This is a genomic window from Paenibacillus sp. ATY16, assembly GCF_003399985.2.
GTDB lineage: Bacteria > Bacillota > Bacilli > Paenibacillales > Paenibacillaceae > Pristimantibacillus > Pristimantibacillus glycanilyticus.
On the sequence record NZ_NMOK02000013.1, the window covers coordinates 1 to 14,150 of the forward strand.

A 14,150-nucleotide genomic window follows, 5' to 3' on the forward strand; every position below is an offset into this window, starting at 1 on the left:
ATCGTCATTTTCATGACTTATGGGACACCCCCATCTTGTTTTTTTCAGGAACAATGATAACAAGAGTTCACACATGCAAATACAATTATTCAAATAAAATATACATGTTCCGTATGCGGGAACATATTGGCATCGGATCTGGTCTGTTGGAATCTGCAGAAACCTTGATTTGACGGGCTTTATGACAATTGGCTTCCGATCTGCTAGGCTGCTTTATGATGGTTTCTGTTGATGTTTTACATCAATTTTACATCAACAACCAATCCTCATTATCACAAGTGAAGCAGATAGGCAACTGTTCAATCGACAATTTAATCCTCACGATGGAGTTTCACACGATGAATTTATGCGACTTTTGAAGGCACACAGAATTCCGGTCGCCGTTCCCCTTCCCCAATTGTCTGCTCATTGTGACCAATTGTATCCGGTGCGAGCGTGGTCAACCATTGGGCATTCCGGAAGGGCCCAAAATCACCGGTGATCTCACCACCGCGATAGCAGTACATCGGTTATCGATAATTAATCGTGAAATTCAAATCTGGTATCAGTTTCGATACAAGAGCATAAAAGAGCAGGTCGCCCTGAAGGATTATTAAGTTTGGGGTGACTTGCTCTTTTATTGTCGTTATACCGCTGTTTCAAAAATTTTCTTTTGAGCATTGAGATATCGTTGTAGATTAAGAATTGTGCCATCTGATTTTTGTGAATTAAGTTCATCTTCTGTAAGCTCGATAGAATTGTCTTTCGCCAGTTTTTCTGTATACTCAAAAATTCGATGTACAAGAACATCTAAATCCTCAGTTGAGAGCTGAATACTGATTTTCACATAGTCTTTATGTTCCTTCAATTTTTCTAAGCAAGTCATCATATCATTTATCAAATCTACACTAAGATTACCTTTACGGATTCCGTTTATATAGGTCTTCAATGATACTCTAAATTTTGTTATTACTTCTGGCTCGTGATTTTTTATTTTTTTGTAAATGCCATATCCTGTAGCGGCTATACCAGTGCTAATTCCTAAAATAATGAGAGCCTTTTTATTGTTTTTTGCGAACTGAATTGCTTTAACACCTAAGCCCTGAGCCTGTTGAGCAACATTCCTACGAACTGGCTTGAGATGCATTACTATTTGGCCCTTTTTTGGCCCTGTTGCATAACGGATAACACTTCCGATTCTTCTGTAGTCTCCTGCGAGAATTTTCGTCAAGATACATCTGGCAAATAATAAGCGTCTTGTACTATTCCCATCTCATACCCCTCCTCTCAACCCTTTCAGTCTATTTTACTCTATGTTTAATACTCTGTTGATTTATGTCCAGAATAAGGCCACACTTTCAAAAGGCGGCGAACATAATACTATCGTTCCTCCGATAACTTGATTCAATATTTCTCTTTTTGTTCAATGAGAAACAAGTTGCCGATTAAATGTCGGCAGCTGTCTTGCTGTTGGGCTATCATTCCTCGTTATAGGAGGTGTTCACACGGTTGGACCAATGATGCAACACAATGAAGAGTTCAAGAAGAGAGCCGTAAAGTACGTTCAAGTACGGTCATACAGATTGGTGAGGAGCTGGGAGTTTCCGCGATAAGCTGTATCGGTTAGTATCTTGCTTTGTTAAACATCACTGAAACAACTCCATTTGAATCCTCTCTCCACCAATCCTGTCCATTGATTCCGGAGCATGATCACGGAAGTAAGCTTGTTGAACCTGCTGCTGGGCATCGACGATTTGCTTGCCTCCTCCGCCAGCCGCTGCACGCAAGCGACAGCTATACACAATAGGAAAATAGTCCTGAAGGAATTTACCTTCCACATGCGCGGTTAAAGCGATCATTTGGAAACCTAATTGCTCGGCGATATAGAAAACAGGGCTGAGGACATGGTCACTCGATGCCTTGCCGAACGGATTGTCCAGAATGACCGCACGGTGACGCTTCATCTGACTATGAATATGCTGGCGCTTTTCGGCCACATAATTCAGAATCCCAAGGAACAAGGTCATGTTCTTGCTCCACTTCTCTCCGCCTGACCAGCGGTTAGATTCCTCCCATGAATAAGTAGCCCCCGTCACCTGTTGGTCGTTATTCACCTTACGGCAACTGATACGAATAGCCGCACCCTGCTGGAATACCTTCTGCAGCAATTGCTTAGCATCCAACCACTTCTCTAAATCCTTTCGAATGGCAGCCGATTGCTCAGTTCCATCCACATCCCGATACTTGACGTGCTCCAGCTGCGAGATGATCCATTCGATATAGCTGCGAATTCGCTCCTTGCCCTCCTGCTCCTCCCAATCTGGAACATGAAAAACATAAATCTCCTTATTACCGTTGTCGGTTCGAACCCGGGTCCTCTTGGGCAACTCACGAAGCTCTTGTGCAATCTGCCTTAAGTGGGCTTGCATATGCGTGATAAACTGCTGAAGCTTCTGATCCTCCGTCTGCATTCGCAGCTCAGCGATTTGATTGGCCTTCAGAATACTTGCTCCCATCATCGCCTCGAACTCCTGCAGTTCCGCATAATTGTCCTTTACTTCTACGCCGCGCTCGGCCATCTCCCGCAGCTTTACATCATGAACCTGCCGCTGACAAAATTCCCGGAATCGCTGACGCCTAGAAGCAACTTGCTCCCGCTCCTTCCTGATAGTATCCCGCTGCTGTTCCAAACGCCTAATCACGTCCTGACTACCGACCTCTAGACGGTATGCAATCTCTTGCATAGACTCCACATCCGAATCAGACAGCTTTAGAAGAGGATCATCCAGCTTATGCACCCGGACATAGCTGTTCCACAGTTGCATCACTCGGCGCATCTCGTTCAATCTTCGTTCCACAACATGATGAAGTCGATCAAGTTCTTTACGGACTTCATCCTGTTGCCTTCGTTCGTTGGCTTGCCTCTCGCGCACGCGGCTGAGCGGCTCCAAGAACAACACTAACCGCTCGTTATCAAATTCCTTCGCATACTGCTCCTGTTGGAGGCGGAGCTTAACCTCCTGTTCGGTAAATTCGCGTTCCTTCCGACTCCATACCTCACGGACAAACTGAACCTTCTTCTCCAGTGTACGAAGCTCTGCCAAAGCAGTCTTTAGCTTTGACTCTACATACAGCGGAAGCTCCAGTTCCGTATCTAGACCGTCATGTTCAGCCGTCAGGCGATCCATTTGCCGAGAAGCCTCCGTCTGTCTGTCCCGTTGATATCCGAGTGCTGTCTCCAGCTCAGACCGCTCCTTCATAATGTGGTGCCGCTGTAGATAAATTCCCTTACGTTCTTCTCGTAGCTGTACGAGCGATTCCTCCGTGAGTAACGGCAAACAATCCTGAACCGCTTGATACAACTCATCCGCTCGAAGTAGTTGTAGTTTCCCCTGAAAATCAGCACGGTGACCCTCTTGCAGCTTCTGCTTCTGTTTAAGTACCTCCAAACGCTCATTCCATCTGTTCAATAATCGTTCGGCTTTGTTAAGAGCCTCCCGAACTAACTGCAAATCCTCCACGATCCTCGCTAATTTCTCGGAAAGATGCATGTAGAGCTGCCCTTGCTCCAGCTGATACTCTACATGCTGCTGGCGTTGAGCAAGCAATTGTTGGGCCTCCCCCAGCCTATCCTTCTTTTTATCCAGCTGCTGAAACTCCTGCTCGATAGCTGTAAGCTTCTGCTCCAGGCTCTTAAGTACATCCAGTCGATCGGCATAGGCCTGTTCTCGCTCATGAACGACCGTCAAGGAATAGTCACGGAAGAATCCTTCCGCAAGCTTCTGTACATCTCGCCAAGCCTCAAGTTGACTTTCCTTCTCCCGTCTGTTCTCCTCGGCAGCCTTCGCCTCCCGGACGATCTCCTGCTTCCATTCCTTGAACCTGTCCATATTATGAAGGGTTGTCCAATGGGCCGGTTCCACCCAAGCTCCATCCACCTCCGTAACGACTCCGCTCACCGGACTGCCGCTCACTAATGCCTTCGCTTCCTGTGTCGACAGGATGCGGATCGGATATTGCAGTTGATCCGATGCCTCGGCAAGTTTGCGCACAAGAAGCGGCTTCTCCTGAGAAGTCGTCACAAGCGTCACAGCCCATAACAGCTTGTCATCGGACGAATCCGGGACGACTGAAACATATTGTATCCCAGTCTCCAGAAGCGAGAATTGGTTGCTCCATAGCTCGGCTAATCTAGCGACTTGAGGATCTGCGAAAAACTGCTCCTGCTCTTCATAATCATCCACGTACCGGAATGCCAGCCGTTCCTTGTGCAGCAGTAGCTGCTTCTGCTTCATTCTGAGCACTAACCCGTCCGCCAACTTCTCACGAATCGAATCCATCTTGTCATGTACAGAAGCCATCCGCTCCCAAGAGGGATGCAAATTCGTCAAAGCCATCTTTAACTTTTGATGCTCCTGCTCGTAGCGATCCCGCCAAGCTTGATGCTCAGTCAACTCCTGTTTGATTCTGAGTTGATCTGAGGACACAGCTTTTCTTTCTTGTTGCAGCTCACCTTTGTTACGATCTAGCTCCTGCAACGCCCTCGTTTGCTCCAACCCCTGCTGCTCAAATTGCTGCTGTTCAGAGAACCACACAGGCATCTGCCGCTCTACGGTTTGCGAGGACAGCTGGGACAAGATTCTTCGTGCAATCCCACTTTGCTGCTCTTGTATCATCTGAATCTGTGTGTCCAAGTCTCTAACCCGAAGCAACTGCACCTCTCGCTCCTTAACAGCGGCATCCCGTTCGCGAATACTGTCATTTCTCTGATCCGACAACGCATCGAGTCCTCTCTGCACCTCCTGCATAAGTTCAGACAGACGCTTTTCTTCCCGGTCAAAATATGCTTTGAGTTTACGACCGCTAAGCTCCCACGCCTGCTGAAGCTCCTCCTCATCTTGCGACTGGGCCACCTTAGCCAGCTCCTGCTGCAGATAAGCAATCCGCTGCTCCGCTTCCCGAAGCTTCTCACGTTGCTCCGCATATTCTAGAGAGCGGTAGTAACGTGCCGCGGCTAATTCTTGTTCCTCCAGTTGCTCTTTTTCAGCTCCAATTGACTGCAGTTCAGTCTCCAATACCCCTGCCTTCAGTCTCTCGTCTGCGATTGTAAGGGCTACCTCCCTTTTACGCCAATCCTTGAACTTCTGCTCCCATTCCTCCAACTGTGTTTGAAGCCGAGTCTGCTCTGCCTGCTGCTCCTGCTCTACGTTCATCGCCACATGGAGATATGCCTTGGCTTCCTTCCTCAGCGATTCGTACTGGAGCCGCTCTCGATGAAGCTTCTCGTATCCGGCTACATACTTGTGCAACTCCGCAAGAATACGCCGATTTTCCTCAATTTTTTCCTTCAGCTCTTTATACTGCTTGAAGCCCTCCCGCTGCACCTGGAACAAATCTGCAAAAGCACCCTGCTTGAAACCTTCCATCGATTCTTCTATCGTCGGTATAAGCAGCCGGTCTACCAATTGGGATGAAGTTTTACATTCATCGAAAAACGCCTCAACCCCACCTTCGCTGGAATTGACCTTTACAATCGCCTCCCATTCCGACTGGATGATATGAAAATGTTCTTCGATATATTGATGAAACCCGGAAATGGTATCAAAGGTTTTGGCCACTAGTGGATATTTCGACTGCATCGATTGATAATACTCCTGAATCTCGCCTTTCTCCGTTACCCTGAGCTTCCCGCCGCCCATCTCTTTCGTAAAAGGTAGAAGTCCCAGCCGATGGTCGTCATTTTCGGAATACTCATACACGTAACGCAACGAGTCCAGTCCGGTCGCGCTCATAAATAAACTCACGCATGTAACCGCGTATCTGCGCCGGGGTTTATCCGCCAATATCCACTCAATCGCCACATGGGCCGGACCATTCTCAAGTGAGAGCGTATCCTTCATTTTCCGTCCCGCTACCTCACTGTGAGGCAACACGGCCTGAATCGCGGTTTGAATGAATACCGTCTTCCCGCCCCCGTTCTCCAGAACAATCGCTCCGTTATGACCGTCAAAATAAAAAGTAGAATCATTGTAGCGCTTGGCTCCGCCCTCATAGACCACATTCGTAAATCGGATTTTCGATATGACAGGCATCGGATTAAGTCTCCTCCTTTCGTTTGGGCTCAAGACCATATAAAAATTCCAAAATGCCACGATTATATTCTCTTTCCATAAAATAGCGTTGCACGATCATTTTTGTTTTCTCAGTCAAATCCAATTCATCGGGTCCAACCTGCTTGACTAGCTCCTGATCGAGCATGAATCTCCGGACCATATCAAGAAAGCTTACCCGGCTGATGGTAGCACCGCTCTGCCGCTTGGCCGTCTCCTTAACATCATCCATCGCATCCCACTTTTCAATAATGTCTACCCAATGGTAGGAGTACTCTTGACTAAGTGCCTTTAATTCTTCTGCTGAATGCTCCTTTAGCCCGTTGATCCGTTGCTGAACCAAATCCATCCATTCTTCCATCTGAAGAAAATTCCTCGTCGCTTCCGTAGTCTGATAACTATCGTAAAACGCACCGATTAACACAATAATGGCCACATACATCAAGTACAAATCAGCATTCACCGCATTGCCGCGCAGATACATCCGCTTAAGTGATTCATTCGTAATATGGAAAGGAGACAGCCTAGCTAGCGGAACCAGCATCAAGCGGTCACCCGCTCCCATCACGACGCAGTCCACTTCAGCGGCAAACTGATCCAAAAGTCCGCGGACGTGGTCGTCCGCCTCCACCTGTAGCAGACTTTCCTTATCGGCAACTCCGCTTCTGGCCAACTGTGCGTAGATGCTGAAAGCCTTTATAACCTCATCACCGGTGTAATTCATCCTGATCCCCTCCCAACCGAATGATAAGTTCTTGAATGGAATACCGCTCATTGCCCCTAAGAATGCCCTCCGTCTCCTGAACCGTCAGCGTTCTCCCCTGCAGTTGAGATCGGATCGCCTCATAGAGACTTTGGTCTGATTCGTCGGCTTCCTCTTCAACCAAAACCGGTCGAATCGGGCTGCGTTGATGCAAAATAATCCAACAATCGTAGAAATCTCGTTCCTTCTTGAGATCAGCAGCTTCGTCCTGATCCAAATACGCTATAAATTCACTCAAACGGACCTCATCACGATTTAACTTCTCATAACAACGGAGAAGAGCTTCCACCAACTGGACAAAACGCTCTTTTCGCTTCCGCATGTAAGAAGAATCCTCCGCTTCCTCATCCAGAGCAAGAAGACTTTCCTCAATAACAGACCCATCATCTTGACCCGAAAGCTGTTGTTTGGCAAATACCGTAATAGGCGACCATATCCTGACTTGTTCCAGCTGCAGGAACGGGGCTACAACTCCCTTCATTGCCTCAAATGGCAAAGGAGTGCCGAATATGAATGATGCAATATCTTGCTCAAAGTTAAACGCATTCATCCCAGTATAATAGAGCGACTCCTTGGCTGCGCGAAGAGCGCTACTCTCCAGTTCCATACTTTGCTGCAACAGCCGTGTATGCTCGTTGTGGACTTTTTCTAATTCGTTACTGATGCGTACTATGAGCTCATAAGGCCGCCTGTTTTTCATAAGTTCCCGTTCGGCGTAAATACGATCCTTCGTTTCCTTTACAAAATCTCTGAGCTCGTTAAATTCTTCATTTTCACGTTTCAGCCTGAGGTAAATATCCTCTAACAGAGAGCGGTACCGTGCAAATGTTTCTTCAGAGACAATGCTTCGCTTAATTTCATGCTCCAAGGCGACAATCCTCTCCTGCAGCGTTTCCACATCAATCATCATCTCGTCAATTTGACGTAATGCTCCCTGGAATTCTCCTTTTTCTAACTGCTTGCGCAACAAAAGCTGATGGATAGACAACTGAAACTCCAAGTAAAACTCCTTAGTTGCAAATACAAGCTCCAAACCATCCTCGTCCAGTGCGTAATACTGGGTATTGGTCGCCACATCATACGAATCGGTACGCAGAATTGACGTATAATGAATCCCTTCTTGCCCCGTTCCCAAATGGAAAAAAGGAAACTCCCGCTTCCGTCCGGAGGACGGACGAAATACATGAATAATCCTTCGACCGATATCTTCCAGCTCCTCTTGGTCGAGATTGTACTTGTCCTCCAACACAGCGGTCAGAAAATCGACCAGATCCTTCACACTGGTCTTCCTACTTCGCATTAGCTTTTTCTCAAAGAAAAACAGCAGAGTCAACAGTCCCAGCTCCATCATCGCCACTTGTTTCCCGCCGTGGTCAGTTTTCCTTTGCCGGCTCAGCTCGAATAGCGGATCGAACAGTGCAAGCTTGCCCATTCGCTCTTGGAAGCCGGATAGTATGTCATTCAATTCGATTGGCATCCCTTTTGACTCCATATGGCTTCCCTCCCGATTCGAATCAATTCCTCACTTTTCAAAATTTCTTGCGGGATATAGCACCCATCGCTCAGCATGGCGATGATCTGATTTGATTCCTCATTGTTAAAACACCTTGTAAAGGCATGTAAAGCCTCTTCATTCAATCGGTGATTTTGCTTTCCTCTAGCTGGAGGCTTTTGCAAGCATGCCTGGTAAAAGGGCAGCGCCAGCTTTACCTCGAATTTCACATGAAGGTCGTACCAGATTAAAATTCCTTCCAAATCGAGATCTCCAAAATAGTAAAGTTCATGTTCCGCGCTTTGAACTGGGTACTGCAGACTGAGCATTCCAAGATTTCCTACAATTTTTCGGCCATAGCCTAAAATCAAGGAGGAGAAGTCCATCCCCGGAAGCTCAGGCACAAGCCCTTGGAATGTCGACTTGTTCTCCACGATGAGATGCAAGTGGTTCTTGCTGGCAAATCCGACGGAAGGATTGACCGCTAACATCAAGGGATCGCTAACAGGGACAATCTGGAGCTGCTCCCAGATGCCCAGACGCTCCAACAAGGCTTGTCCTCCGTGATCTGTAATCCACTTTTCGTTCCGGACAAGCTCATAGCTGCGTTCGGGTGCCGGTGCTTGCCGTGTTGGCCGTGATCCCCGCTTTAAATACGCGTCGATCTGTTTAATATAAGGCAGGTCCGCACGCCATTTGTCCGGACTGAGGCTATAATAGTCATCCAGACTAATGTCAGGGTGCAGTCTCGTGCTCCACTGATGTAGTTCTCGAACATACTCTCCTTGCAGCAGTCGCTTATGTATGCGGTAGTGGTAGGCCAAAGAAAGCGGTTTTCCGTTCCGGCCGTGTGACTTGACCGCTCCAAGACTCCCCTCATTTTCGAGCTCCAAAACGATCCCGGCGAATGTTTCATATTCAATCTGCTCGCCTTGGAACGCTCGCTCAAGGTCTGAGAGGCCAATCGTTATCTTGGGAAATGTGCATAAAAAGTCTATCAGTTTTTGTTTGTATCGCATCTCTGCCAGCCACCGTTTCAATAAACGTCATAGGATAAGGGTACTACATTTTCCCCTCCTTAGACTATGCATCCATCTTTACCATGATTATCCACTGGTGATGTGTTCTTTTTTAAGGATCAAGCAGGCCAATTCCTGATTTTGGCCCCGTAAATCAATAGTTAATTCACTAATATTCTCTCATACCGTAAAATTTCAATTAGCTTATTTACTAACTCAGAGCTGGAATTGCCCGGGTTAAATGAATAAGCCCCCATCTGATGACGTTGTCGATATTCATCTCCAAATAGATGTTGATTCTCTTGTCCTGGTGCAGGAGTAACAATATAAACTTCTTCTACTGGCCAACTGCCATCGGATCTACTAAGAATACCGTCCCTGTATTTATGCATCTCCCCAAGAGCCATCGGCAGATTATGATCGAGACGATATTTGGGATCAAAAATATACAATTTCCCATTAGCCTCCAATACAATATCCGGCTTCATACCATGGGTATAAGTATAGAAGTCAATAGTCGCACTGGTAAACCATCTCTGGTAGGCTAACGTTGCACCGCCAATTAGTTTGATTCGACTCTCTTTCCGCTCAGACAAATTGAGGACATGGCCATCCTGCTCCAAGGAAAATAACTCCGATGTATCCGATACAGCCCCGTTCTCCCTAAGAATCTTGGCCATTTGCATAAACACCCAAATTTCGTATAGATGGTAAGTATCCTTAAGCGGAATGGAGTTTTTAAATCCAATTGAATAATCATTGAACTGGTACAGCTGATGAAACCAGGAAAACCAGTTGCGATAGATCGGATGTTTGCGAAAAACTTGTGAGATGACAATAGGGCCAGTAAGTGGCTTTATTTGCTTCAGAAAAAATGAACGAAGCCAGTAATTGACCCTATCCAAATAATATTCCGCCTTCGATTGTATAGCGACTTTATCTATGGTTTGATATTTACGCAGCAAGTGTTGCAATTCCCGAAGCTGTCTTAGCATGACCTGATTTTCATACACATTAAATGTGTCTTCACGTACTGCCGTCCACAGCAAATCAGGCACCGGAATCTCCTGACTCATTCCATTACCTGCATGACGCTCGGACCAAGCAAGAAGTGACGGTGTAACATGCTGGATATTCTCTCTGCGGATCCATTGATCCGTTGCCTTTAATCTACGCAGCGGCTCCGATTGAATCTCTTGAAACAATCGTTGCAGTCGATGAAAAGAGCGATCTATATAATCCCATTGAGCAAGGGATAACTTTCTTGCAAAACCGCTGTTATCAAACTTTAGGTGTGCTCCACAATGTTGAAAACAGGCAGCTGCTTCAGTCAGAATATCTTTAACCATCTGCTCATAATCGTTCTCCGACAGCTTCCGTTGATCCGCATACAAGTATACTTGTACCGATGTATTCTCCTCATGCTGTATGGTGAATGTTACTGTACCTGACTGGAAAGGTGTCGTCCATTCACCTTCCCAACCGAAGTCGGTCCGTACCATCGACAATGGCATATTGTTTAGCAGCAGCCTAAACGATGCATGATACGATTGTCTCCAGCGATAGGTCCTCGCTTCCTCAAAACGCATATTTTCAATTGAAGTCCACCGCTGTGTATCCGGGCAGTAGAAATAGAGACTATCTCCAGAACTGGGCTGCGCCATATCGATCCAGTTCCCCCTTCATACGCCTCAAATGGCCATAGGATTGTGAATGGTTTCCAAACAATGAGCTTGTCCAATCAATTAGAGATTCGAGCAATGATTCAATACGCTCATCTCCTCGAATCTTAGGCAGCACTTTCTCCGCTATGACTCGATCAAAAGCATCATTCTTGTCCATTCGAATATCTTGATCCAGCTCTGCGTTTGCATAAAGCTTGCGCAGCATCTCATTCATCGTTCGATAGCCGAAATGAAGATCATATCGACTTAAGCTGAAATGGAGTTGTTCCAAATGTCCCCACTCCTCATGCAAGACAGCCTTATACTTGGACTCGACATTCTCCCAGAATTGATCCAAATCCACATCCGATAAAGTCATAACGAAAGCTCTGTCCAGTACCTTATCAGAAATACTATGGGTTGTTTCGTCTACATTGATCGTTCCTATGACATAGAGGTTGTGAGGGATATGCAGCTCCTGTGGAACATCTGTAATTTGGCTTTCTGTGTGCAGACGAATTGGTTGCCTTGATTCAATTGCACTTAGATAATCGCTTAGATAGTACTCAACACGAGCCAGGTTCATTTCATCTAGAACAACAAACATCGGCTTCCCTTCCTCGATCGCTTGGAGAACGGCATTTAGAAAAGGCGTGCGGACATATCTCTTCTCCAGAGCACTGTAATAGCCGAATAAAGAAGTAGAATCCGTCCAATCCGGTCGAACCGGAATAACCTTCAAGTATGGATTTAGTGCATCATATGTTTTTCCATAAACAGCATTGGCATAAAGCAGGCATAACCTTGTTTTACCTGTACCGGAAATACCGTTCAAAATGACAAAATGCTTATCCTCCAAACTGACCAAGTTCAGATGGAAATCCCGAATGATAGAATTGGAGTAAGTAAATGGGCTTTCGTGAACGTTGGAAAGGATTTTAGAAAGATTGAAATCGTGTTGGAAGACTTCATCTATTTGAAACTCTTCTGAGTCTTGTCCTTCATTCTCTGGCGCTGTGAAATCATCCGACTGATCTTTAGGCAGCGTTATTTGTTTAATGGTATCAGCGAAGAGCGCCGCAGCTGTTATCAGGCGCTTCTTTATTTCCGTTATTGGCTCAATAAATTGTTGCTGCTGATTGTCCCATGTACCAATCTTAAATGAAGTACCATCCATTTCAAAACCATGCTTGACCAGCTCAGCAACAGCTCTCTCACCATAATCCTTATTCTTGCTGGGTGACTGATTCTCACCACGAAACCTAAAACTTTTTAAAACCGTCCAGTTTACTTTACCGTCTCCATGCAAGTTTCTCATATTATAGTAGAGATATGATTTGCCGTTAATGAAAACACCAATGAATTCATGTGGATCCCGGGAATATTGATCAAGCATGCCATCCGTCACAAGCTGCCCTTTATTATAAATATTGAACTTTTGTCTACGATGATTAGTTTTTATGGTATTAACCTGATCGAACTTAACCAGATATTCTTTGTTGTGGAGTTTTAATGCGATATCTTCCTGAGTGTTAAAGTGTTCAAAAATCGATAATGACAGCGCTTGAGTTTCCGCATGATTACGAATGAATAACCGTATTGGTTCAAGCTCATTCCATGTCTTCCATATAAGATCAACTAAATCTTGTGCGGATGGTAACTCGTTAAAATCGATTACTGTCCCAAAATAGATCGACGGCTTTCTTTTATCACTAACAGCTTGGCTAATATAAGGAACTAACTCCTCTTTCCTTAAGGAAACCTCTTCTTTATCAATGGCATAAATAATAACCTCATCACTAAGGGAGTTCAGAATACTATTAAATGCCTCAGTATTTCGTAGATTCCGCACAGCTTCCCAGAATGGGTGGAACGGACTTGAAATAACAATTTTAAAGGTTCGGTCTAGTCCATTAAAAGCAAGCATTAAAGCGGAATAATCTGATTGGAAATATCTCTTATCAATCAATTCAACAAAGGCTTTCTTTCCGATATCAGAGTTAGCTTTGCTTTCGGCATATTTGGGATTACGTGCATCATGCATCGTTGTTCGTAGTGTAGATTCGTAAGTATGTACATAATAATCAATTAAATCCGGCGCTTGATTTGCATATTTGGTTTTAAAGGAATCAAGCAGTTGACGAAGTACCGGCTGGACTACATCAAGCACTCGTTCACAGCGCAACGAGGTTTCGGGAATTGATAAAGCTTCTTTAATTTGATCAATGTTCATGGGAGCCTCCTTGGGAAGTGATTTGTATATTTACCGCTAGTATAAATCATTCACTTGACATGAGAGTGTCAGGAAACGTTTGTTCCATAGAAAAATCCCCAATGTAGGGGATTCTTTATATTTCGTTAATTCTTTCTCGTCGAACATCCGTTCCATGACAATATGCCGTCATTTGACCATGTTATCTTAAGAACAAATCAAATGATTAAAAGGAGCGGTTTTCATGAATTATATCGTGTTTGATCTGGAATTTACGGTACTAAAGGATCGAAGTTCACTTGCGGATATTCTGGAAATCGGTGCAATAAAGATAAACGAAATTGAAGGTGAACTGGCTATGGTAGACTTATTTCATACTTATGTCCGTCCAAGCGAACACCCCATTATTACGCCACGTACAACAGCTTTCACAGGTATTACGCAAGCGCAAGTTGACGCAGCACCCAATTTTAGCGATGTGATTCAGTCCTTTATTGAATGGTTAGGCAACTCCTATTACCTCATTGCATGGGGGCCAGACGATAAACAAATGCTCGTAAAACAATGCAGAAAGCAGCACATTAACCCTGACTGGATAAAAAACTATAACGATATCCAGCTGCCATTTACATATGGGCAAGGCGGTAACAACGGCGGACGATTCGGACTAACCAAAGCGCTTCAGCTTAATCAAATTACGTTTATCGGTACCCATCACAATGCGCTCGACGACGCATTTAATACTGCCAAACTCTTTAAATCTATATTTGGGCAGCTTGTTCTGAAGGAAAATAACGCCGCAATTGAATCAGAAGCCGAGTCCAAGATTGTATATTCCACGGGTAGAGAAGTTAATAATCCTTTTGCAAAGCTTGCGGGCTTGCAAGTAAATGCTGTTATTTAATAACTCT

At 45.2% G+C, this 14,150-nt stretch carries 7 protein-coding genes and 1 pseudogene; 1 reads left to right on the forward strand and 7 read right to left on the reverse strand.

Going from position 1 to position 14,150, the window contains the following annotated elements; translation table 11 throughout:
* Window positions 1-625: 625 nt before the first annotated feature.
* The 7 genes and pseudogenes from CFI03_RS06835 to CFI03_RS31410 form a co-directional block, all read right to left on the reverse strand.
* Window positions 626-1,210, reverse strand: coding sequence for a hypothetical protein (locus CFI03_RS06835; protein ID WP_248756917.1), 585 nt, complete (start codon window positions 1,208-1,210; stop codon window positions 626-628).
* A gap of 415 nt (window positions 1,211-1,625) precedes the next feature.
* Entirely contained in the window at window positions 1,626-6,071 is a 4,446-nt protein-coding gene (locus CFI03_RS06840) for a chromosome segregation ATPase (protein WP_248756918.1), read from the reverse strand.
* Between the two features lie 4 nt (window positions 6,072-6,075).
* Window positions 6,076-6,813, reverse strand: coding sequence for a DUF6063 family protein (locus tag CFI03_RS06845; RefSeq protein ID WP_248756920.1), 738 nt, complete (start codon window positions 6,811-6,813; stop codon window positions 6,076-6,078).
* Window positions 6,797-8,344: a replicative DNA helicase gene (locus CFI03_RS06850; protein ID WP_248756922.1), complete on the reverse strand. Its 1,548-nt coding sequence runs from the start codon at window positions 8,342-8,344 to the stop codon at window positions 6,797-6,799. Before CFI03_RS06850 ends, CFI03_RS06845 begins: the two co-directional genes overlap by 17 nt.
* A complete protein-coding gene (locus tag CFI03_RS06855; RefSeq protein ID WP_248756923.1) occupies window positions 8,314-9,363 on the reverse strand; it encodes a Wadjet anti-phage system protein JetD domain-containing protein in 1,050 nt (349 codons plus the stop codon). Before CFI03_RS06855 ends, CFI03_RS06850 begins: the two co-directional genes overlap by 31 nt.
* 161 nt (window positions 9,364-9,524) lie before the next feature.
* Window positions 9,525-11,027 (reverse strand): DUF2357 domain-containing protein, encoded by a 1,503-nt coding sequence (locus tag CFI03_RS06860; protein WP_248756924.1) that lies wholly within the window; start codon window positions 11,025-11,027, stop codon window positions 9,525-9,527.
* 381 nt (window positions 11,028-11,408) lie between these two features.
* Window positions 11,409-11,637, reverse strand: a pseudogene (locus tag CFI03_RS31410) (MrcB family domain-containing protein); the annotation flags it as partial.
* Between the two features lie 1,846 nt (window positions 11,638-13,483).
* On the opposite strand from CFI03_RS31410, the gene CFI03_RS06870 reads away from it, so the two are divergent.
* Window positions 13,484-14,143, forward strand: a complete 660-nt coding sequence (locus tag CFI03_RS06870; RefSeq protein ID WP_248756927.1) for a 3'-5' exonuclease — start codon at window positions 13,484-13,486, stop codon at window positions 14,141-14,143.
* Window positions 14,144-14,150: the final 7 nt, after the last annotated feature.

What these genes read in the sequence shown, in the direction of transcription:
- CFI03_RS06850 (WP_248756922.1), bottom strand. Translation starts at nt 8,344, where the DNA reads ATGGAGTCAAAAGGGATGCCAATCGAATTGAATGACATACTATCCGGC.
- CFI03_RS06840 (WP_248756918.1), bottom strand. Translation starts at nt 6,071, where the DNA reads ATGCCTGTCATATCGAAAATCCGATTTACGAATGTGGTCTATGAGGGC.
- CFI03_RS06845 (WP_248756920.1), bottom strand. Translation starts at nt 6,813, where the DNA reads ATGAATTACACCGGTGATGAGGTTATAAAGGCTTTCAGCATCTACGCA.
- CFI03_RS06855 (WP_248756923.1), bottom strand. Translation starts at nt 9,363, where the DNA reads ATGCGATACAAACAAAAACTGATAGACTTTTTATGCACATTTCCCAAG.
- CFI03_RS06860 (WP_248756924.1), bottom strand. Translation starts at nt 11,027, where the DNA reads ATGGCGCAGCCCAGTTCTGGAGATAGTCTCTATTTCTACTGCCCGGAT.
- CFI03_RS06870 (WP_248756927.1), top strand. Translation starts at nt 13,484, where the DNA reads ATGAATTATATCGTGTTTGATCTGGAATTTACGGTACTAAAGGATCGA.